The organism is Psychrobacter sp. (assembly GCF_030454045.1).
Lineage (GTDB): Bacteria > Pseudomonadota > Gammaproteobacteria > Pseudomonadales > Moraxellaceae > Psychrobacter.
In genome coordinates this window covers 1-22958 of sequence record NZ_JAKDJE010000014.1, presented here as the reverse complement: position 1 = coordinate 22958, position 22958 = coordinate 1, and the positions used below count along the sequence as shown (strand labels likewise).

12 protein-coding genes are annotated in these 22958 nt (G+C 45.5%); 5 read left to right on the top strand and 7 right to left on the bottom strand.

All coding sequences use genetic code 11. The features are described 5' to 3' along the window. Positions 1–316 precede the first annotated feature (316 nt). On the top strand, positions 317–1414 hold the full coding sequence (locus L0G63_RS04450; protein ID WP_301449545.1) for an aminoglycoside phosphotransferase family protein: 1098 nt from the start codon (positions 317–319) through the stop codon (positions 1412–1414). 49 nt (positions 1415–1463) lie between these two features. Further along, positions 1464–2198: an N-acetylmuramate alpha-1-phosphate uridylyltransferase MurU gene (gene murU / locus L0G63_RS04445; RefSeq protein WP_301449544.1), complete on the top strand. Its 735-nt coding sequence runs from the start codon at positions 1464–1466 to the stop codon at positions 2196–2198. Between the two features lie 322 nt (positions 2199–2520). Here murU and cydB read toward each other — a convergent pair whose 3' ends face one another. The 6 genes from cydB to L0G63_RS04415 all read right to left on the bottom strand — a co-directional run bounded on the left by cydB (position 2521) and on the right by L0G63_RS04415 (position 11890). After that, a complete protein-coding gene (cydB, locus tag L0G63_RS04440; protein ID WP_301449543.1) occupies positions 2521–3537 on the bottom strand; it encodes a cytochrome d ubiquinol oxidase subunit II in 1017 nt (338 codons plus the stop codon). Continuing rightward, positions 3537–5027 carry a cytochrome ubiquinol oxidase subunit I gene (locus tag L0G63_RS04435; RefSeq protein WP_301449566.1) on the bottom strand — a complete coding sequence of 497 codons (1491 nt, stop codon included), beginning with the start codon at positions 5025–5027 and terminating at the stop codon, positions 3537–3539. The genes cydB and L0G63_RS04435 overlap by 1 nt, the downstream gene beginning before the upstream one ends. A gap of 486 nt (positions 5028–5513) precedes the next feature. After that, positions 5514–7985, bottom strand: a complete 2472-nt coding sequence (locus L0G63_RS04430) for a triacylglycerol lipase (RefSeq protein ID WP_301449542.1) — start codon at positions 7983–7985, stop codon at positions 5514–5516. Positions 7986–8353: 368 nt separating this feature from the next. Further along, complete coding sequence (locus L0G63_RS04425) at positions 8354–9532, bottom strand: M48 family metallopeptidase (protein WP_301449541.1); 1179 nt, start codon at positions 9530–9532, stop codon at positions 8354–8356. A 198-nt stretch (positions 9533–9730) separates the two neighbouring features. Beyond that, positions 9731–10369 carry a 2-polyprenyl-3-methyl-6-methoxy-1,4-benzoquinone monooxygenase gene (coq7, locus tag L0G63_RS04420; protein WP_301449565.1) on the bottom strand — a complete coding sequence of 213 codons (639 nt, stop codon included), beginning with the start codon at positions 10367–10369 and terminating at the stop codon, positions 9731–9733. A gap of 189 nt (positions 10370–10558) precedes the next feature. After that, positions 10559–11890: an MFS transporter gene (locus L0G63_RS04415; RefSeq protein ID WP_301449540.1), complete on the bottom strand. Its 1332-nt coding sequence runs from the start codon at positions 11888–11890 to the stop codon at positions 10559–10561. A gap of 452 nt (positions 11891–12342) precedes the next feature. On the opposite strand from L0G63_RS04415, the gene L0G63_RS04410 reads away from it, so the two are divergent. Beyond that, the gene (locus tag L0G63_RS04410) at positions 12343–15786 is read left to right on the top strand and encodes an autotransporter assembly complex family protein (protein ID WP_301449539.1); all 3444 of its coding nucleotides are present in this window, start codon (positions 12343–12345) and stop codon (positions 15784–15786) included. Between the two features lie 100 nt (positions 15787–15886). Next, entirely contained in the window at positions 15887–20881 is a 4995-nt protein-coding gene (locus L0G63_RS04405) for a translocation/assembly module TamB domain-containing protein (protein WP_301449538.1), read from the top strand. Positions 20882–21007: 126 nt separating this feature from the next. Here L0G63_RS04405 and hemP read toward each other — a convergent pair whose 3' ends face one another. After that, complete coding sequence (hemP, locus tag L0G63_RS04400; RefSeq protein WP_083328959.1) at positions 21008–21172, bottom strand: hemin uptake protein HemP; 165 nt, start codon at positions 21170–21172, stop codon at positions 21008–21010. Positions 21173–21479: 307 nt separating this feature from the next. Between hemP and L0G63_RS04395 the strand changes: the two genes are divergently transcribed. Next, positions 21480–22607, top strand: a complete 1128-nt coding sequence (locus L0G63_RS04395; RefSeq protein WP_301449537.1) for an NUDIX domain-containing protein — start codon at positions 21480–21482, stop codon at positions 22605–22607. Positions 22608–22958 lie beyond the last annotated feature (351 nt).

The window sequence follows — 22958 nt, the reverse complement described above, 5'->3', positions numbered from 1 at the left end:
CATGATGTTCATAAATAGCTAAAAAATTACTCATCGATAGCGTCGACTCAAGAGTTTGGCTGTTTTACATATAATGACGACTAATCATAGTCAAAAAAAACCAAATCAGCTACACTATTTACCAAAATTTATAACATAGCCAAGCGGCTTTTAAATGAACTAAAAAATTTAGCTCAGCGCTAAATAATGAATGAGATCTTGATACGTCTATTGGCGCAGTTGTTGCGGCTTAAGATTACGCTATTTTAGCAAGTATTTACCTGACTTATCACTACTTTAATGATTTATGATTTATATTTAACCAACGATGCCCCTTATGACTGATAAAACCACTATAGAGCCTGACATGACTGAGAATAACAACGACAATCGCCAGCAACAGTTAGAGCATTGGTTACAGCAAGTATTTGTAGAAAAGACTTTTAGCCTAGATAGTTTGCCAGGTGACGCCAGCGCCCGCCGATATCACCGTATTCAACTGTCAGAGGCTGATGATGCAAACAGTCGTCGTTATATTGTTATGGATTCAGCCGATGAGCAAGAGGCCATGCGCCAGTTTATTCACGTGGCTAAGCTCATGTCATCAGCAATCAATGTGCCGACGCTCATCGCGCAGAATTTAGAGCAAGGCTTTTTGGTTTTGCAAGATTTTGGGTCAGTTGAATTTGCCCACTTGCTGGTTGATGCCTCGCCTGAAGCCGTTGATGCTCATTATCAAATGGCGATGCAAACGCTGGTCGCACTGCAACAACTGCCTGTGCAAGCGCCTTATACACTGCCACTCTATGATAAAGCGTTATTGGATCGTGAAATGGATCTGTTTAGCGAGTGGTTTATCCCTTATATCGGCGTGCGTTTAAATGACGCTGTATGGGAAGCGTTAAAATCGGCGTTGATGACTGAGATCTTGCAACAACCACAAGTGATCGTTCACCGTGACTATCACAGCCGCAACCTCATGCACGATCAGGCAGATGACTCGCGCTTGGGCGTGATTGATTTTCAAGATGCCGTGATCGGTGCCTACACTTATGACTTGGTGTCGCTAGTACGCGATGCTTATGTTGAGTGGTCAGAGAAGCAAATATCTGCATGGATACAGGATTTTTGGCAGCTACAAAAGCAGCACTCGCTCACCACAGCAGACAGTTGGGTTCAGCTTGAAAATGATGTGAATGTCATGGGCGTGCAGCGTCACCTAAAAGTGCTGGGTATTTTTGTCAGACTGTCTGAACGCGATGGCAAAGATCGCTATCTGGCTGATATCCCAAAAGTCATGCGAGATTTGATTACCGAATTAAACTGGCTAGCGGCGCAAGGGGATGACGCGATAAAGCGTGCCGTCCTACCTTTTAATCAATGGTTACAAGACAAGGTCATGCCTGCATACAAAGACAAGTTCTTCTCAGCGTAGATGATGCTCAACCAAATGAATGATATAAATAATAAAGACAGGAGTCAGCATGTCTAGCTCGACGATTACACAAGCCATGATTTTGGCCGCAGGCAAGGGCACACGCTTGCGCCCATTGACACTAGATACGCCCAAACCTTTGGTCGAAGTGGGCGGTCAGCCGCTGATCGTGTGGCATATCAAGGCACTAAAAGCGGCGGGTGTTACCGACATCACCATCAATGCTTCATGGCTGGCAGACAAGTTGATGGATGCGCTGGGTGATGGTGAGCAGTATGGTGTGCGTTTGCATTGGTCACTAGAGGAAGATGAGCCGCTAGAGACTGCAGGTGGTATTTTTCAGGCATTGCAGTCAGGCAAGCTACAAGATGCGCCATTTATACTTGTCAACTCTGATGTCTGGACGACGTTTGATTTTGCGCGTTTAACAGACTATACGCTGGGCGCAGATCAGCAAGCGCATTTGGTGCTCATTGATAACCCTGAGCACAACAGCGGTGGCGATTTTGCCATCAATAATGGTTTGGCCAGCGAGCAGCCGATTGCCGATGCGGACAAATATACCTTTGCAGGTATCAGTGTCGTATCGCCGCGCTTGGTCGATGGCTTGGCAGTTGGTCAGCCTGCGCCGCTTGCGCCACTGCTCAAGCAAGCGATGATTAAATTTCAGGTGACTGCCGAAGTGATGACTGATAATTGGATCGATGTCGGTACGCCTGAGCGTCTAGAGCAGGTCAATAATTTTATCGCAAACAAAGGTGCTGCCCAGCACCTCGGCAGATAAGCCAACCAAAACTATGAACAAAAAAACGCCGTAGAGACAACGAGAAGTATCGTTGTCTCTACGGCATTTTTTATGAGCCCTGTGGTTTGACGATTAGGGCTTGATGGATATGAGCATTGTACTTAAACGCCCATAGCGAGCTTGATAAGCTGTGCAATCGTAAAAATGGTCAAAAACCCTGCGCCATATAAGCCCATAAACCAAGCCCACTGTCTTTGTTTTTTACTCAGATTTTTCATAAAAACCTCTTGTTTGACAACGTGGTTGCAGACGCCATCAGCATGGATGACGGCTGCGACTGGGATGCTCCGCCAAACCTACCTTAATACATAGGCTCGTGATTACTCTTGCCCTTAAAGACGTAGTAAGCATAAGCGGTGTAACTTAAGATGATCGGCAGCATAATCACTGCACCAATCAGCATAAATGACAGCGAGGTATCGGCAGCGGCCGCCTCGTATACGGTCATCTGATAGGGCACGATATAAGGGAATATGGCCACACAAACACCGATATAACCCAGTAAGAACAGCATCACTGTCAGCAAAAACGGACGATATTCGCGCTCGGTGGTCAAGTCTTTACGCATGATAAAGAACAAAATCAAGGCAATAATCGGCATCGGTGCCAAGTACGGTAAGCGTGCAAGCGTGAACCAATCTTCAAGCGCATCAATGTCTGAAAAATACATGAAGATAGTGACCACAATCATCGCCGCAACAAGGGCCGAGAGTAGCCAGCCTGATATTTTTCTGGCCCAGACCTGTAGATCGTGTTCTGTTTTTAGAATCAACCATGTCGAGCCAAGCAGTGAATAACCAATAATCAATGCCACACCGCTGACCATCGAGAACGGCGTAAACCAATCAAACGGTCCACCCGTATACAAACGGTTGCTCGCATCAAGGCCGTGAACCAATGAACCGAGCATCACCCCTTGGAAAAATGCCGCCATCAGCGAACCGACAAAAAACAAGGTGTCCCAAATATAGCGGTGGTCGTGTTCTTTGAAGCGAAATTCAAAAGCCACGCCGCGCAAAATCAGACCGACCAGCATCAAGAAGACGGGCAGATACAGCCCAGTCATAATGATGCCATAGGCCACAGGGAACGCCGCGAATAAACCGCCGCCGCCAAGCACCAGCCATGTCTCGTTACCGTCCCAAAATGGGGCGATAGAGTTCATGATACGGCTACGGTTTTGGTCTGAGCCTGCAAAAGGGAATAAGATACCACAGCCCAAATCAAAGCCATCAAGTAGCACATAGACAAATACCGCAAGCGCAATCAGGCCGCCCCAAATAAGGGGTAAATCTAATACATCACCGAAGTTAAACATTAGCGTAGCCCTCCATCATCAGCGTCGTTATCGTTTGCAGGTTCATCAATATTGGGTTCGGTGGTATTACCAGCAGGATCACTGTCCCCACTTAATGTACGACCTTGACCTTCAGTGATTGAATGCTCGTAGAAATTGTCCTCTGACGGATCGGTATAAGGTTTTGGCCCTTGACCAATCAAGCGCAGGATATAAAAGCTACCGGCACCAAAGACAAAAGTGTAAACAACGATAAAGCCGATTAACGTGGTGGCCACTTGCTGCGCGGCAACCGGTGACATACTCTCAGCGGTACGGATTACACCGTAGACTGTCCATGGCTGGCGACCCGTTTCAGTGACAAACCAACCGGCAAGTAGCGCGATAAAGCCAAGCGGCGTCATCATCATCCATGCACGGTGGAACCACACACTATCAGGATTGAATTGCTGTTTTTTGAAGTATTTATAAACACTAAATAGACCCACAAGCACCATTAACATACCAATGGCAACCATAATACGGAAGGCCCAAAATACAATAATAACGTGTGGTTGGTCTTCTGGTGCCCAGTTTTTAAGACCCTTCACTTCACCATCTAAAGAGTGAGTGAGAATCAAACCTGTGACATAAGGGATCTTGACCTCATATTTATTGGACTGCGTTTCTTGATCAGGAATCGCAAAGAGACGTAATGCTGCCCCGCGCTCATCTTCCCAGATACCTTCCATCGCAGCGACTTTGGCAGGCTGATGCTCAAGGGTATTTAGCCCGTGCTCATCACCGATTAATACCTGCGCAGGTGCCACAAAAATCGCCATAATCATCGCCATACCCAACATCACGCGGCCATGTTTTCTGTGTTCGATGTGTTTTTTGGATTGCAGATAATAAGCACCAATACCGCCGACCACAAAAGCAGTGGTTAAGAAAGCAGCGGTCATCATGTGGGCATAGCGGTAAGGAAATGAAGGGTTAAAAATAATCTCAAGCCAATCGGTCGGATAGAGCAGACCATCAGCGCCCATCATAAAGCCTTGCGGGGTCTGCATAAAACTGTTGGCGGCCAAGATCCAAAACCCTGAGATCAACGTACCGACAGCGACAGTCGCCGTGGCGACAAAGTGCATGCGCTTACTAACGCGGCCCCAACCGAAGAGCATGATACCCAAAAAGGAGGCTTCTAAGAAAAATGCAGTCAGTACTTCATAAGCGAGTAGTGGGCCTAAGACGTTACCCGCCTTATCTGAAAAGACTGCCCAGTTGGTGCCAAACTGGTAAGACATTACCACCCCTGAAACCACACCCATACCAAACACCACGGCAAATATTTTTACCCAGTGTTTGTAGACTTCCGCAAAAACAGGATTGCCTGTTCTTAACCAGCGAAACTCAAGTACGGTCAGCCAGCTGGCAAGTCCAATAGAAAAAGCGGGAAAGACGATATGAAAAGAGACAACGAAAGCGAACTGGATGCGCGCGAGTGTCAGCGCATCGAGCTGGTCAATCATAAACGTAGCGAACATAAACGGTTACTCTCATCTGTTAGCTGAATAGCGCTGGCTTCCGTACAACGCTTAAGTAACTGTCCGTAACTGTACATAAATCAAGGTGACAAAGATTACGGGCAATGGCTCAGTGACGCAAAACTTTACTTTAGCAACATTAGGCATAAATTGTGGTTAAGCTTGCGATTCACTGTTTAGCTGAATTGAATAATTTATGTCCCTATAAATTCATATATTACAGTCATGTGCTGTATATATTATGCGCTTCCCTAGATAGTGACGCAACCCTAGATAGTGACGCAACCCGTGCGGTTAGACAGCTGCATACCTAGGAGTCAGAAAAACAATCATAAAACACCCTTGAAAATAAAATTAACTTTATGAATAACAATGACTTGGGAATAGCGAGTATTTTTTCATAAAACATCTGTTCTGTTTATTACTTGCTTTCCCATGCATTAAAATGTTCCCCAATAACAAAAACATACATCATTCTTGTAACTGTTTATGCAAAATCCGTCGCAGTGTCAAAATAGTTTGTGGATTGGTTTGAATACTATGACCGCCATTTATAATGGTTTCAGAGGCGGCGCCATCTAGGTGAGCACTGGTATAGGGAACAATGCCATCTGATAAACGTTGGGTTAGGGCCTGACTGATATTTTTATCAACAGTGACGGCAGCGACCAGTGGCTCAGGAGGCAGCTCTGATGTGTCATCTGACACGCTGACACTTGCGCGCTCGTCTTTAGCGTCTTCTTCTAGCGCTTGCGATAAATCAATTTTGGCACCGTCAGGCTGTGCTTGAGCCAACCCTTTGGTGATATCAGCATCATTGTTGGCAATAATTGAATGATAAGTCACACGGCTATTAATCGTCAGATCTTTGGTTAATTCGATAAAAGAAGATTTGTCACTGAGCTGACTGGCACCGTTTTGCAAATACAAAGCGCCCAACGGGTTTTGTGCCAGATCGCCTTGCGTGGCAATCGTTGCCAAGTTGTCAGTCACTGTTTTTACCAAACCGACTGGCAGATAGACAATGCGGCGCAGCGCACGAGTGAACCAGCGGTCTGCATAGTCAGTGCCACGAAATGGCGCAGACAAAAATACGGCAGTGTCTACTTGGGGCAATGAGTGAAGCTCAAACCGTTTTCTTAATTCCTTTTCGCCAAAAGACTGTTTGAGGGCGTCGCGTATTTGCCGCTTTTCACTGTTTGAGAGAATGTCTTGGTCATCCAGTCGGTCTAAGTCTTCAACCAGATTTTCATCGGATAGCATCATACGCGCGATGAGCGCGCCCATACTGTGGCTGACAATCACGCTATTTTTGCTGGCGCGATTTTGTCCTGTTGGGTCCGTCTGCTCGTAGGTAGTATTGATTAATTGCTGAATCTGATAGCGATTTTCTAAAATAGGCAAATTGGTTGGATAAAATATTTGCCAAACCTGGTAATTGTCGCGCAGTTTGTGATCATTGAGAATATCGTTGGTGAGATTGACCCACGTGGCTGGGCTAGAGGCCAAACCATGTAGCATAATGATGACACGCTTGTCAGGGTCATAAGGTTCGAGCATAAACAGTTTGGGTAGACGAGCATCTGGCTGGCGCGTGATTAGGTTCAGATAGCCCACACTATCCAACTGGTTTTCTGCCAGCCACATTCCATAACCTGCTGAGAAATTGGCTGCTAATGGATAGTTATCGTTAAGAATATTGACGGTTTCAGTGCGGTACGGGTTGTATAAGTGGATGTCGAGTTGTTGACTGCTCAGCACATCTAATACACTATCGCCACTGGGTTTGATCAAACCTGTTAGCAGTAAATGACCAGTAGGATAAATGCGTGAGCTTGGCTCGCTATCCTTTGTATTGTCACTTTCATTGGCGAAGCGACCCGATAGTGATGATGATAATAATTGGCGAATCGTGGTGGTATAGCGATCATCGAGAGAGGCAACTAAGCTGATACCTAAACCGGGACGTTTGCTAACAGAGTTCAGCCCAGAGAGACGTAGCTCGTAAGTAGAAACTAAGTCAGCAAGCGCAGAGTCTTGCTTATGAGCATTTTGCAAATAGTTGTTTTCATTGGGCAAATAGATGCCGAGGTCATAATCATCTACTTGTACTTTCATGACTTTGATTTGAGCAACAGCTTTGCCTTTTAGCAGCGCACGATTGGCAATGGCTGCTTTGTCACTGCTATCGCGCTTGGTATAGGGCGTTGGCAGGTACTCTACTTTTGTATCATTCATTAACTTATCTGAATGCTCAGTCGACCGATAAAGCTGTGTGATAACGTCATTACTAGCCGCATTATAGATATCTTGGGTCTGGATATCGTTGTCAGTTGGAATGCGGGTTTGTGTGTGAGCACTACTATAGCTTTCATCAGCACCCTCAAAATCATGAGTCAGACTGTCATAAAACAAATAGGTATAGCTATATTTAACCGCATCAAACAGTCTGTCCTGATAATTGTTTAAGCAAAGGTCGGTCTCTTCTTGCTGCGTTTTGGCATCGTCGTCGCTCAAAGGCGCATTGGCATAGTATGGGTCAAGTGGTGGACGGGCAAGCGCATTTCGACAGTTTTGTGAGTCAGCAAGTTGACGCGCTTTTGCATAGTGTAGTTCTGCAAAAATCGCTAGGGCTGGCCGATAGTGCTTATTTAAAATACTGTCTGTCAGCTGAGTCAGACACAAATCAAACCGCTGCATACAAGCTTGTTCATTGAGGCCTGCAGAGAGTAGCGCAGAGGCCGTATCGCTGCTCAACTGATTGTCAGTCACGATATTGCCCCGCTGGGTAGAAATGGTCTTGGCTGATGCTTGCTTTTCTACCGAGACAACACTACATGCTGGTAGTAAGGTTACCGCTGCCAATAATATGATCGATGAGAGAGGAAGCGTTTTTCTATTGGCTTGCGTTACCGTGTTTTTGCTAGGGTTAACAGAAGTCATAGGTGAGTCCGATAAAAGGGAGTTATGAAAGAGACAGCAATAAAAATACTTTTGGTTATAATAAGTTTAGCGTAACTTTTGTGATTAAACTATTTTATTTGACAGACCATAACGATAATCTGTGTATTGGCTCATATCATTCAATAATGGTTGTGATTGCTGAGCATCATCAAACTTGACGGCTGATAATGTCTTTTATTTAGAGAAGTCAGTTAAGGACGAAAAGCGCAATAATGAAGGTCTACAAAACAAATTTTTATGAGACACAAAAAAGCGCCTTTGCTTTATATTCATAAAAACAAAGGCGCTAGGTATTCTAAGGCTACAAAATTATTTATTTATCTTTAGTATAGACAAACAGGACCAATTTAGGCACCTGGTTTGACATTGATATCAGGCGCAGGGATATCCCAAATATAGAACTTACCATCTTCAACCAGTTTGATTTGCTGAGGAATGATTTTATTATTAGGATATTGTCCTTCAAGACGGCGTAGACGCTCCAAAGCACTGGCGCGGCGATCACTCAGTAGATCTGACTGTGCCAAGCTTTGTTCTGCTTCGGTGTAGCCAAGAGAGACCGCTCGATCTAGATATTTTTGACCTTCTTTAAACCCACCGCCCTCTGATAGCATCATGCCATACAAAAAGTTGGCTTCACCGCTATCTGGCTGGATTTTGAGCGCACGATCAACATACTGCCCGCCGCGTACTGTATAGTCTGATCCCAAGTCCAGATTACGGCCCATACCATTGAGTTTGGCTGCACGAATTAATACATCATAAGAGGCATCTGGTGATTTGGCATAAGGCTCAATCCAGTCCGCCAATACTTTGATTTTTTCGCGCGTGTAATGGCGCTGAGTACGGTTAGGAAAATTAGGAGGATAGTGACGAGCATTTGGTGATACATCTTCGATAAAATCATCAAGCAAGCTGACATCAAGCTGGTCAGTACCTAGGCCTTTTTGCTGTGGAATCAAAACAGTTTTGACAAAGCTCAGATCTGAGAGTTGTACTTGTGGCGTTGGAATATTGGGAAGCTGACCACTACGCAGATCAATGCCAGTCGCAGTCATCGGACCGGGCTCATACACGCGTGTGGTGCCATTCATCACAGGAGCGTCAGCAGGTGTCATCATTTGCGATGCTGGTGGCTGAGCGGCGCTGACAGGTACACGATTTGGTTGAGTACTGTTTGATTGCATCATCTGCGCTGCCTGTGCCGTGCTCAAAGGCGTACGGTTAGGCTGAGTGTTGCTTGACGGCATCATTGGCTGAGTATTAACTGACTGAGCGCTATTAGCAGGCGTAGCATCTGTTGTGCTTTGAGCTGTGCTGGTCGTTGCACCTGGCCTTGCTAGACGAATCACGCGTTTACTGGAATCTATAGCGCTCGGTACAGCAGGTGCTGATGTAGCAGCAGTGTCAGCTTCTGCAGCATTCACAGGCGCAGAAAGCATCATTGCACAGGCGGCCGCGAGCGCAGTCAAAGTGGCAAGCTTCGGTGACTTGGAAGACGCGCTATTAGAGAGAGTTGCTTTCATAAAAATCATTACCTTATTTAGTCGTTATTTATTTATTAATCGGTTGATAGTCAGGATATATGTTCGCTGCAAAATCGTACAAATTTTTAATACCCTAGCAAATTAAGCTTTGCGCTATCTGTGGTAGGATTGTTACTCGCTAGCGCTGAGCAAATCGAGTATTGCTCGTCATCTCAGACATCAAATTGCTATTTGCCTTTATAAATGATAAGCGGTCGCCTTCATACGGTTGGCCATCCAGCGCATCGTCTGACGTACAGGTGGTGACAATGCAGCGCCGCCACTTGCTAGTGCCAGCTCCCGATGATGCAGTTCCTCGATATCCATTTGAACCAATATCTCTTTTGATCGCTGATCATGCTTGGGTAACTGAGTGATATGATCTTGCAGGTGCTCGCTAACTTGTGCTTCTGTCTCCGCGACAAACCCCAAACTAAACTCATTTGAGATGGCACCTGCGACTGCACCTAGGCCAAAAGACATCCCATACCAAAGCGGGGTAAACACACTCGCATGGCTATCCAACTCATTTAAGCGCGTCTCGCACCAGACCAGATGATCGACTTCTTCTTCAGCAGAGTTTTGCATGGCTTGCTTGACGCCACTGTCTTTGGCAGCAAATGCTTGTCCATGGTAGAGACCTTGCGCGCACACTTCACCGGTATGATTGATACGCATCAGCCCTGCGACATGGCGCGCCTCTGTGATAGTCAGTTCAGGAATCTCGTCACTACTCACTGGCAATGGGCGCGTACTGGGGTTTGAGTTTGGCACGACAGCTCGTAATGCTTTGTCGACCCCAAGCAATAGCTGATCGATTTTGGATAAGGGACGCAGGGCCATGGTTCACTCCTGATGGCGTTAAATTCTATCAATAAAATAAGACTAGTGACTGCTCTAGGGTAATAATCCTGTGCACAGCTCTTATGTACATTACTATAGCAAACAATCCAAATTATCGGCACCAATATTATTACCTTGATAACCTATCGATTGCTATCGTTATTTGAGCTCAATATGGCTTATTTATATAACCACTTCATCATGGGTCTGGATGACCGCCTGTTTGATATGCCTATTTAGCTTAAGATATAACAAGATACCAAAAGCAATATTGAGTATACCTGTCACCAAAAATAGCTGCGGCAGACTGAGCCCTAATACATTTAAAATAACAATCGCAAAAATCGCTGATGTGACCATAAGTATGGCATTGAATATATTGTTGGCACCCACGATACGCGCACGGTGACTTTTCGGCGCATAAGCCTGCATTGAAGCATACAAAGGCACAATATATAAACCGCCACTGAATCCCAATAAAAACAAATCAGCAAAGACGCGCCAGCTTCCACTGACACCGAATAAATCACTGATGCCAAGCAATGTGTCATTATTCACGTTTATGTTTAGGCTTGAAAGTGAAAAGTACAAATCAATAGCAAAGATACTCAATCCAGCAATACCAAAAGGCAATAGGCGCAGGCTGACTTGGTTTTTGGTCAATGATTTGCATAATAGTGAGCCTATCGACACGCCTACTGAAAACAGGGTCAATAGAAAAATCACGACCGACTCATCACCATGCAAGATCACTTTGCTAAACTCAGGCACTTGGGTCAAAAACGTCGCCCCATAAAACCAAAACCAGCTGTTGCCAAGAATGACAAAAAACAAGAAGGGCAGAGAGTAGAGGTAGCTTACCGTGGACAAGCTGGTGGTAACGATATTCCAGTTAACCTTAAGATCTGGCTGCATGGCTGGCATGTTAGGGATATAGCGCGCTGCCAGATAACCCAGCACAGCGACGATCAAGACGGTGGCGCTAATCCAATATAGCGATTGTGATAACTGGGTTAAGATACCAGCGACAATCATCCCAACAAGAATGGCTAGAGAAGTGCCCATTTGAAACAGACCGTTGGCACCAACCAGCTCATCTTCTTTCATTGCCTGTGGCAGATAGGCGTATTTAATCGGGCCAAAAAAGGTCGAATGCGTGCCCATCAAGAACAACGCAACAAATAAAAGGGCGTACCATTCGAACACAAAACCAACCGCAGCGATTGCCATGATGACCAGCTCAAGCACTTTGATAAATTGTGTGAGCTTAGATTTTTCATACTTATCAGCGATTTGTCCTGCCAACGCCGAAAACAAAAAGTAGGGCAGTATGAACAACATCGCCGCCAAATTGTTCAAAATACTGACTTCGACGCCTAACTGACTAGCGGCGGTATAAGTCAGAACCAGTATGAGTGCTTGCTTAAAGATATTGTCATTAAATGCCCCCAGAAACTGGGTAAAAAACATGGCGCTAAAACGGCGGCGCTTAAATAGCTGAAACTGATTGGACATGAACGTTCCTACAGATGAGACGCGGCTGATAAAGTAAGAGGTGGCGCGAACCGCCGCTTACCATTTGATAGCAATCATCAATATTATCAAAAACTTATCAAAATATAGCATAGGTTTTATCAATATTAAGCCGTATAATAGCAAGGCTTAGGTAAAAATACATGTAATCTGCGCTATGATTTCATAATTAACTAAGTTATGATTTGTAAATTTTATGTGGTTGTATTAAAAGGTGCGAGCGGCGGTATAGGTGAAAATCTTCTATGCCTGAATACTGTCCGTATGGTGGTATACATCGAGTGCTGGCATTGGCACTAGAAGTGTTCATCATGATAAGCAATGTAGTAGTAAACCACTCATTTCAGCCAATTGCGATAAGTTTATTCACCGGTCAGCCTTAACGACAATCATCGTTAATCACAGTGTGCCGCGTGAGGGGATAGGACGTAAATATGACACAGCTGTCTTCAACTCGAGCACGCCACCTATCAATGAAGCAGCGTAGCCGAGCAAATATTCAACACAGTACCAATATTCAACCTTCTCCTACTGACGCGTCGCGTATTCGTTTTAAGCGCTCCGCGCTCTGTACAGCGCTCGCCACCAGTCTGGTTAGTATGACAACGGGCGCATTGGCGGATACTGCCACGACCAATATCGCTGATCAATCGACTGGCAATCCAGGCTCTAATAGCCAAGCGACTACTAATACATCAGCCACACTATCAGATGACGACACCCAGCTAGACGCGGCCTTAGATGCATTGCGTCTCAAAAAGGCTGTGGAACAAGGCATCATCGATCAATCCGTGTTAGATGACTATAGCGAGCAAAATTTGGGCATCAAAAAATCTGATGCTAATCCGCCATCTACCCAAAATAATCGCACTCAAAACAGCGGCACTCAAAAAGGCACGGTCCAAAATGAGGTTCGACAAGATTTGGATAATGTCGATGATGATATGTATACGGTAGATGACGCACCGATAGAGCCGTCTAATGATGACTTGTTGCAGCAGGCCGCTGCCATACAGCAGCAAGGCTATCAGATGATGACGCCTGAGCAAATTGACCGTGAGCTGGCGGCGCTCGATTTACAAAACACCCAAGATATCGACCGCATTAATAGCACTAATGATCGTGCTTTTGACGCCCCAGTTGCTACTCTCGATGACACTGCGCCGCCCATTGGTCTAGATGTTGACTTAGATGCGACCAACTTGCCTATGCCTAGCAATCTTGACACACTGGGTAGAAGTGAGGCCGCAGCAGAACAGGCAGCCACAACTGAAATTATGTCGCGCCCGATCGATGTGAGTGATACTGTCAGTAGTGGCAATGTCAATACAGCAAATGAAGTCAATAGCGAGATAATAGCGGGTAATAACACGATACCTAACCAAGGAGATGCGCCCTCAGATGTGATTGATCCTGAAGACTACCTACCGGATTATCAGAATGATACTCAGGCCGTCAATCAAAGCATCGAGCAAGCTGACCAGTCAAAACCACTTGCACGTAATAAAAGCAACATTGTCAAGCGTCTCTATAATCGCTTTTTCAATGGTGGTGTGATGGCGTTACCAAGTGTGGAGACCACAGTTTATATACAACAAGCTGGCGCCGAAGACACGGCAAATGGTCAACCAAAACTCATCAAAGCTGACGACGATATTCAGCCAATGAAAAACATTAAAGCGGCCCTTGATGATACGACAGTACAGTCGGTCATTGATTTTACCGCAGCGCTACCACGTTTGCGTCAAACGGCATTGGATGCCGCCAAAGCAGTGGGTTATTATGATGTCACTCTCAGCCTGCGTCAGCCTACGCGTGATACGATCAATGTGGTGATCGAAGAGCTGGGCGAGCCTGTTATTGTCGATAGTCGTATCGTGGATATCCGCGGTGAGGGCGGTGAGCAAGCAGAGTTTGTCGCGCTTGAAAAAGAATTACCGCCGCAAGAAGGGGATGTCTTTAATCATCGTGTCTACAAGAGTAGCAAAGCCGCGCTTGAGTCTTTGAGTAATACCTATGGGTATTTTGATCAGTATTGGTTGAACAAATCTGTCGATATTATCTTACCAGACAACAAAGCGGACATGTCTTTGGTCTACAACACAGGCGACCGCTATGAGTTTGATGATGTTGTTTTTTTTACCTATGACAAAGAAACCAATACGCTGACACAAGACCCTGACAAACTCCCAGTAGAATTGTCGTTATTGCAGCAGTTGTATGAGTTTGCGCCGGGTGACCCATTCTATCGTCCGTCAGTGACAAAGTTTAGTAATGACTTATCAGCGACTCGCTATTTCAACGCTGTCAACGTTGAATCAATATTGCCGCCAGATGACCGTAGTGAGACCAGTACACTGGCATTTGACAACGCGCCTGCCAATAGCAATGCTATATTGGATGAGGATGTTGATAATGATGGCATCTCAGATATGACTGGAGATAATGCTACTCTAGCAGTATCCAATAATCGTTTGGCTAGTACAGAAGATACGGGTAGTAGTACTGGCGTAGAGAGTGAAAGTGCCTTGGGTGACGGTAGTGGCGAGACGGTCAACGAAGCTGATATTGCTGCTATCGAGTTTGAGGCTGATGAAGAAACGCTTGATAAGCTACAGGCCGTTAAGCAAAAAACGGAGCGTCTAAGCCGCCTGCCGGATGACCGTGTGCTGGATGAAAAAGACCAAGAAGCGGATAACTTATTAGGCAAAATTAGTGATTCAATTAGCAATGTTGCCCAAAAAATATTCCCTGATGATGCAGACTTTACCGTTGATGAGGATTTCGTACCGCCAACGCTGGCAGGACGTAAAACACCGCAAGACGTTGCCACAAGCAAAAAAGTACCGTTGTATGTCTTTGTATACGCTGATAAGCCGCGTGATGCTCAGGTTGGTTTGGGTTATGGTACTGACACAGGCGTGCGAGCAACCGCCAAGATCGATTATAATTTGCTTAACCGTCAGGGCTATCAAGCAGGTGCAGAAACCGAAGTGTCCAGAATCAGCAAAAACGTCGCTGTCTATGCGAGCCGCCCTTGGAATCATCCACTCAATGATAAATTGGATGGGCGTCTGACTTATGAAGAAGAAGTCATTGACCAAGGCAAAGGTAATTTTGATTTGTCTACCACCACTTTAAAAGCGGCTTTGGCCCGCAATATCCGTCGTGACAATGGCTGGAATCGTAGCTACTCTGTACGGTATCGTTTAGATGAGCTAGAGACTGGCGTTGACGGCGCTGCGCGGGATGATTTACCTATCCGCTTTACCTCGTCAAACCCCAAGCAGCAAGCATTGCTGTTTGGCTATGGCATGAATAAAACCGACACGGATAGTGCGACCAATCCAACGCGCGGTATGCGTCAGTATTATTCGATTGAAGCAGGTGCTGACAAAGCGCTGAGTGATACTGATTTGGCCATCGTGCGTGCTGGCGTGAGCGGACTTTATAGCTTTGGCGATGACAAAAAACACCAAGTGCTTGGTAGTCTGAATGGTGGTTATATTTGGGCAGATGATTTTTATGACGTGCCTTATAAATTGCGCTTTTTCGCAGGTGGTGACCAAAGCATCCGTGGCTATGATTACGAGAGCTTATCGCCACTAAATGATAAAGGCTATCTGACAGGCGGGCAAGTACTGGCGGTTGGTAGTGCAGAGTATAACTATGAGTTCAAACCGGGCTTTCGTGGCGCATTTTTTACCGATGTTGGTAATGCGTACGACAAAGACTTTGATGCTGAAACCAAAGTTGGCGTTGGTATCGGTGTGCGCTGGGCCTCTCCTGTTGGGATGGTGCGTGTCGATGTCGCCGCAGGTGTGACAGAAGAGGATATTCCTGTGCGACTACACTTCTTTATTGGCTCGCCATTGTAAAAGCTTACTTCCTACATATGAACACAGATCGCTTGAACCGTTTTATTCATTACCCATCGTACCGATTGCTGGTCATCATTTTTTAACGTAGTTGAGTGTCATGCAGACAGAAAATACCCCGCCTAACAATGCACCAGATGAAGATCCAGCACAGCGCGATGCTCGTGCGGTTAGGCGCTGGTATCCGCTATCATTTTTACTCAAACTACTGGTGCTGGTCATTATCGTATTAGCGATCATGTTTGCGATATTCTTTTATGCAGCAGGTACTGATGCGGGTACTAAATTCATTTTAGAAAAAGTCAGCGCTGAGACAGGTATCGATTTCAAATATGGGCGTGGTAATCTGCGTGACGGTATTTGGGTGACAGATATCGATATTGAAGCCACTGAAGATCTTGAGGTATTAGTAGACAAAGCCTATGTCAAAATAGGTTGGCGTGCGGTATTTGCAAAAGAAGTACACCTGAGTGATGCCGATATACAGACCATCGAAATTCTCAATAAGAAACCACCGACTGGCGAGCCGTTTGATTATAAGACGCTAAAGCTACCAGTCAATCTACGTTTTGATCACGCAAAAATCAATAAAATTATTTATAAGCAAGTGACCAAAGAGCCTATTGTTATCAACAATACTACGGCTCGCGATCTCACATGGGTTGGCAGCACTGTGACGGTCGGTCGAGGCAGCTTACAATATGCTGATATTGTAAAAGTCAGTGCCTTACAAGGTGAGGCAGATTTACAAGGCGACTACCCACTGGATCTGAGCGCGATTGTAGAGGTGAGGGCGCTTGAAAAAGCTTATATCGATCCATTGAATATCACGGCAACAGGCTCGCTAAAACGTACGGTTGGTAACGTGCGTAGTCGCTATAACGACAGCGACGTTAGCGGCGATTTTGTCGTTCAGGGTCTGGATACAGGATCACCGTTTCAGGCAAAACTGAAGTGGGATGATATTTTGGTGCCTTATGCAGATGACCAAAATATTCATCTAAAAAGCGGTATGGCTACGGCATCAGGCGTTATCTCTGAGATACGGCTGCGTATCAATACAGAGCTGACCTCTAAAGATATTCCTTCGGGACATTATCAAGGGCGCGGCGTCATTGCAGACAGTCAATTGCGTATTGACCGCTTAGAAGCCGACGTTCCCTCTGGACGTTTGCTGCTTCAGGGCATCTTAGGCTGGAAAGAGAGCTTTAATGCGACAGTACGTGCGGCTGGTAGTAACTTTGACATTCGACGTGCGATTCCTGATGAGTATGCTGATTTTAAAGCGTATGCTCCTCAAACGCTCAATGGTAGATTATCGTTACGTTATCAGCAGCAAAACAGTACAGGTAATACAGAGATTGATGTAGACCTACGTCAGCGTGACGGCGAATATGTCAACGCCAACCTAGTGCGCGGCAAGACGTCTGCTAAATCTAAACAAACAGCGCCTTGGTATATTGATGCAAGATGGCAAAACCTGACCCGCCGTGATGTGCCTAATATTGGTAACATCAATAGCCCGCGTGGTCAGGCCGATGTGATCGTCCGTGGTTCTACTGTCTCAGTAGATGCCAATGCCGTGATTAATGAGCTCAATGCGGCGCCCAAAGGCAACTATGATGTGCGCTTGCGTAAAGCGGGCGATGTCATTGATATCAACCGACTCAATTATGATGGCATCGTAGGCGACCTATCAGGAACTGGGCAGATTCGGCTAGCAAATAAAAACCGCCCACTGACGTGGAAAATCGATGCATTGACCAAAGGTTTATTGCCTAAAGAGTACCGTAGTGACTTACCACTTGAGCGTCTAAGAGGGCGTGTGAGTGCTCGTGGTCGCTTGTTAAATATCACTAAAAACGGCGTTGGCGGTCAACGTCACATCATCACGGTTAATAGTACAGACCTGCAAGCACAACTGGATGCCACGCAAAATGGACGCGCTATTGGTATAACAGGTGGCGGTGATGCCAGTGTCGATATCGTGGGTGGTGAGCTGTCCGTATTTGATGCGCGTTTCGATGGTCAAGTTGACACAGCGGATGTACCAAAAGGTCGCTTTGCCATTGACGCAGCTGGTACGCCAAAATTAATTAGTATCCGTAAATTGAATTATGATGGCGAAGCTGGTGCGGTGAATGCCAAAGGTGTCATTGACTTGCGTCGTAATATTGGCTGGACGGTCGATGGACGTTTCGATCAGTTTAATTTAGGGTATTTTTTGCCGAATAATCCAGCAATTATCACAGGTGACTTAAAAACCAGTGGTGAATGGCAGCCTGCTACCGAAGGCAACACAAATGCGGTAGGCACGCTACAGAGTTTCGCTGTAGATTTCGATGGTGTTTTGGACGCTGAGCAGTTACCAGCAGGTAAGCTGAATATTAACGCGAGCGGTGATAGTCAGCTGATCCGTATCAACCGTCTGCGTCATGTGGGCGCGGCAGGTAGTATTGATGCCAAAGGAGAGGTTGATGTGCGTCAAGGCGTTGCATGGGACATTAGTGCCGTGATGGATCGCTTCAACATCGGCTATTTCCTAAAAGATACCCCAAGCCGTATCACTGGTAGGATTGAGACAGATGGACGTTGGGGCGATACGCAGCAGACCGTCAATATCAGACAAGTCAATCTGAGTGGTATGCTAAAAGGACAGCCGCTCAGTGCCAAAGGCAGCTTGGCTGCAAAACTGCGCCTGCCAAAAGACTTGGCCAGCTATTTTAAGCGTCTACAAACGCAAGATGCCCAAGCGCAATATCAGCAAGTGAATGCCTTGGTGGACAGTTTGAATGCTGATAACTTGGTGCTGCGCTGGGGCGACAATTATGTGACTGCCAACGGCAATGCCAAACAGCTACAGACCAAAATCAATATCACAAGCCTAGATCAGCTGTCAGATAAGCTTGCTGGCAAAGTCACTGGTGGAGCGACTTTGTCTCAACCAGTAGGTCAGGCACTACCAACGATTTATATCGATTTGGTCGGTGAGCGGATTGCACTACCGGGCTTTATTTTGCGTCAAGGTCGTATACGTGGCAAGCTGGTTAATCTAGCCAATAGCCCAAGCCAGCTTATCGTCAGCGCTGAAGGTCTGGATGCTGCGGGACAAAGCTTCGATAGTGTAAAAGCCTCCTTTAATGGGACTGAGCAATCTCATATCGTTGATCTAAATGTAGCCAATCAGCAGCTTGATGTTGGCGCTAGGCTTAAAGGTGGGTTCGATCGAAACACGTTACGCTGGTCAGGGGTCATCGGTAAAGGCCGCGTTGAATCCAGATACGCTACCTTAAATCAATTACAGCCAGCACAGCTGATTGTGAATTTGCCTAATAATCAAAATGGCAATAATACAGATCTCAAAGTACAGTTGGCTGCACATTGTTGGCAAGCCACGGACCAAACGGGCAAGCTATGCTTACGCAAGAATTTAGTGGCTTCTCCAGCCAGTGGTGAGGTCGATGTGGCATTGCAGAATTTAGATACGTCGCTATTCTCAGTATTTTTACCAAAAGATATTGATTGGCACGGCAAGATCAATGGTAAAGCGGTTGTCGGTTGGCAACGTGGTCGTCCACCAACCATTAATACGACACTCTATTCAGACAATGGCAAAATCGGCTTGATTCAAGATGGTGAGAGTACGCCGGTTACATTGCCTTATAAGCGTGTATCACTCATTGCACTGTCTGTACCTGAAGGTATCAAACTGCGTACTGATATCAATACGGGGCGCGGTGCTCGTGGCTACGCTGAGGTCGTTGTTGATCCTTATAAAACACCGAAACCCATCTCTGGTGCGCTTGTATTAAATGAGCTTGATTTGGCGATATTTAAGCCTTTCTTCCCAGGTATGCGAGTACTAAAAGGTAATGTCACCATGGCTGGTGGATTGGGCGGTACGTTAGACAAGCCGCAATTCTACGGAGACGTCAAGCTCTCTGATGGCCGTATCGCTATGCTGGATTTGCCAGTGAATCTGACCAATGTCAATACACAGGCCAAAATCCGCGGTACGCAAGCGACTATCGATGGTACGTTCAAAAGTGGTACAGGAACAGGCACACTGACCGGTACGGTCAATTGGCAGCAAAAACTACAGGCCAAATTGAGTATCGTTGGTGAAGGGCTCGTGATTACGCAGCCGCCACTACTCGTGGCTGAGATCAATCCTGATATCGACATCATCGTACGTCCAACGGATCGCTATGTGGATATTAAAGGCGCTATCAGCGTGCCAACCGCTACCATTCGTCCACCAGAAGCCAGCGAAGATATTGTGACTCAATCTGAAGATGTGGTTGTGTTGGATCGGCGTTTGATCGGCAACATTGATGAGGTATTGGCAATATCAAAACCTTGGTCTATCAATGCCGATATCGGTGTTGATTTGGGTGATGACATCAATTTCCGTGGTTTTGGTGCCGTTATTCCATTGGCTGGTGCAATTAATATCAATCAAAATGGCACGGGCATCATGCGTGCAAAAGGAGTGGTTCAAGTATCACGTCGTACCAATATCAATGCTTTCGGTCAAAGCCTAGAGCTAAATTATGGTCAAGTACGCTTTAATGGCGATGTCATGAAGCCCGACTTGAGTATTGAAGCGGCAAAAACCATCAACGGTAAAACAGTGGGTCTACGCGTAAAAGGCAATACCGAAAACCCCAATATCGTCGTTTTCAATAATGCAGGATTGACGCAGCAGCAAGCGATGAATGCGCTGGTGACAGGACGAATCAATAATAAGAGCGCCACTCAAATCAGTGAGCAAGGGTTTAAATCACAAGTGACCAATAACCTAGCCGCTGCTGGACTAAGCTTTGGTCTGAGTGGTACGCGCAGTCTGACCAATCAAATCGGACAGGCCTTTGGTTTACAGAGCTTGACAGTGGATGCCTCAGGCAGCAGTGAAGATACCAATGTCAATGTCACAGGTTATGTAACCCCTGACTTGTATATCCGCTACGGCGTGGGTGTCTTTAATGCTCAAAATAGCTTATCTGTTCGCTATCAGTTGACCCGCCGTATCTACGTAGAAGCCAGTTCAGCCGCCGAGAATGCGGTAGACGTGGTCTATAGTTGGCAGTTTTAAATGACGCATTTGGTAGACGGTTAATTTATAACTGACATTATTTGAAAACGATTTTTATTGCTATCCAACAAAAAACGCCTTGTAATGAAGGCGTTTTTTTATAAATGGCGTGAGCTTAGTTTAAAATTATTTGGTCAGAATCAGCCGATTGTTGCGAGTGAGGCGTAAGCGATACTCTTCGCCTTGATGCTCGATACGTACTTCTTTGGTCAGGGCAAATAGATGCTGCGACTGTAGCGTTGGTAGACGGTTTTCACGGCAGTTTAGATAACGAGAGATAACCATACTCATGGTAAATTCCTTTTGATAAGAAGTGGCTTAATAAATTAGCTATGTTCTAATGAACTTTAACGATAATCATTATCATTTAGATTGACGGAATTTGCAAGGTAATTGATAAAATAAAATGCAGTCATTGTGTAAACTTATCTAAGGCTACTGTCACAAAGCGAGAATAGAGGACTTTCTCCTTGTAGAAACACGGAATTTATAAGATACATAAAAACGATAGGAACCATAAAGACAGTCGCCACGTTATCATAGCTGCCAAGTTATATACGCAGAAGCAAGCGATTAAAAAGTCATAATGAAGAGAGAAATGAAAGGTAGAATTATGCCAAATGAGATGAGCGGCCAATCAAAAACCAAAAACATCACCACCGTCAATGTTGCGGTTGCGGTTATTCATTATGAAGACAAGTATTTGCTTGGGTTCCGAGATGCGGCCCAGCATCAGGGCAATCGCTATGAGTTTGTAGGCGGTAAAATAGAAGCTGATGAGTCAGCAGAGCAGGCATTGATTCGGGAGGTTGCTGAAGAAACAGGGATCGATATTCATCAAAATATGATGGTGAAGCTTGGGCGTTTGCATCATGACTATGGTGATAAGCAAGTGAGTTTGCAGGTTTATCAGGTTGAGCTGACCGCACAGCAGTATGAACAGCACAAGCATTGCGAGTATGGATTAGAAGGCCAAGCAATGACGTGGGTTGAAAAATCTAAGCTACTGGCAGGAGCTTATCATTTGCCCGTTGCCAATAGCACTATTTTAGAATGGCTAAAACTTCCTGAGAATATAGCGATTACTTATCCTCTTGCGCATTTCGATACAGATTCAAGCTCGCCGCAAGCATGGTTGCACTATCATCGAGAACAGTTAGCAACAGAGTCTTGGGTTTATATCCGACTAAAAGCATCTGAGTTAGAATATATTGCCCAGCAGCTAATGGATGTGCGTCCAGATATTCTAGCGATTTTGCCGTACGAAAATGACTGTCAGCGCTCCAAGACGACAAGTACCGATGCAATGGTAGAGGCAAAAACGACTGGTTCGATTGTCGCTAGACACCTGACGCATTCAGTATTAATGGCATGGTTCAATGGTACTCAAGATATTACAGAGTCTGAGCAATTGGCCGACGTATCGAGTGAGCATCCACTAATAGTCAGCTGTCATGATGTTGCCAGCATTCATGCTGCCAACAAACTGGCAAGTCTGCGCATAAAGCAGCAACTACCCCCCGTGATTGGTGTCTTTTTATCACCTGTACTAGCGACTCAGACGCATCCTGACACGGTGCCACTTGGCTGGGAGGCGTGGTCAGCTTTGGCACAGTTAGCTGACATGCCAGTCATTGGTCTGGGCGGCTTGGCTCCTAGTATGATAGACCAAGCATTAGCGCACGGCGGTGTCAGTGTCGCAGGCATTCGTCAGTTCCACGAATAAAAAACTAGAAAATGAGTGCTCATTAAGCAGGAATATCATTCACTTGACTATGTTTGCTTATTAAGATAGGTAAGTATAAATAACTGATTTTTAAGTTATTTATCCAGTCAGTAACTATGTGATTATGATGTGTGCATACCAATGCATAAACATATAGTTATTTACAAACCGTTGCGTTTTCATACATTGCACTACTGTTTTAATAGTCCAGCTGCCCTTAATATATATTGCATATCTACAGCGCATCTATTTTATTTTTAACGGTGAATGGCTTACTAGCAAAAAAAATCAAATTTATAGGGTGTGTATAGAATTCAAATCAGGGGCAACCAGATAAAGACACAAGCGAGC

What these genes read in the sequence shown, in the direction of transcription:
- L0G63_RS04450 (WP_301449545.1), top strand. Translation starts at nt 317, where the DNA reads ATGACTGATAAAACCACTATAGAGCCTGACATGACTGAGAATAACAAC.
- murU (WP_301449544.1), top strand. Translation starts at nt 1,464, where the DNA reads ATGTCTAGCTCGACGATTACACAAGCCATGATTTTGGCCGCAGGCAAG.
- cydB (WP_301449543.1), bottom strand. Translation starts at nt 3,537, where the DNA reads ATGTTTAACTTCGGTGATGTATTAGATTTACCCCTTATTTGGGGCGGC.
- L0G63_RS04435 (WP_301449566.1), bottom strand. Translation starts at nt 5,027, where the DNA reads ATGATTGACCAGCTCGATGCGCTGACACTCGCGCGCATCCAGTTCGCT.
- L0G63_RS04430 (WP_301449542.1), bottom strand. Translation starts at nt 7,985, where the DNA reads ATGACTTCTGTTAACCCTAGCAAAAACACGGTAACGCAAGCCAATAGA.
- L0G63_RS04425 (WP_301449541.1), bottom strand. Translation starts at nt 9,532, where the DNA reads ATGAAAGCAACTCTCTCTAATAGCGCGTCTTCCAAGTCACCGAAGCTT.
- L0G63_RS04415 (WP_301449540.1), bottom strand. Translation starts at nt 11,890, where the DNA reads ATGTCCAATCAGTTTCAGCTATTTAAGCGCCGCCGTTTTAGCGCCATG.
- L0G63_RS04410 (WP_301449539.1), top strand. Translation starts at nt 12,343, where the DNA reads ATGACACAGCTGTCTTCAACTCGAGCACGCCACCTATCAATGAAGCAG.
- L0G63_RS04405 (WP_301449538.1), top strand. Translation starts at nt 15,887, where the DNA reads ATGCAGACAGAAAATACCCCGCCTAACAATGCACCAGATGAAGATCCA.
- hemP (WP_083328959.1), bottom strand. Translation starts at nt 21,172, where the DNA reads ATGAGTATGGTTATCTCTCGTTATCTAAACTGCCGTGAAAACCGTCTA.
- L0G63_RS04395 (WP_301449537.1), top strand. Translation starts at nt 21,480, where the DNA reads ATGAAAGGTAGAATTATGCCAAATGAGATGAGCGGCCAATCAAAAACC.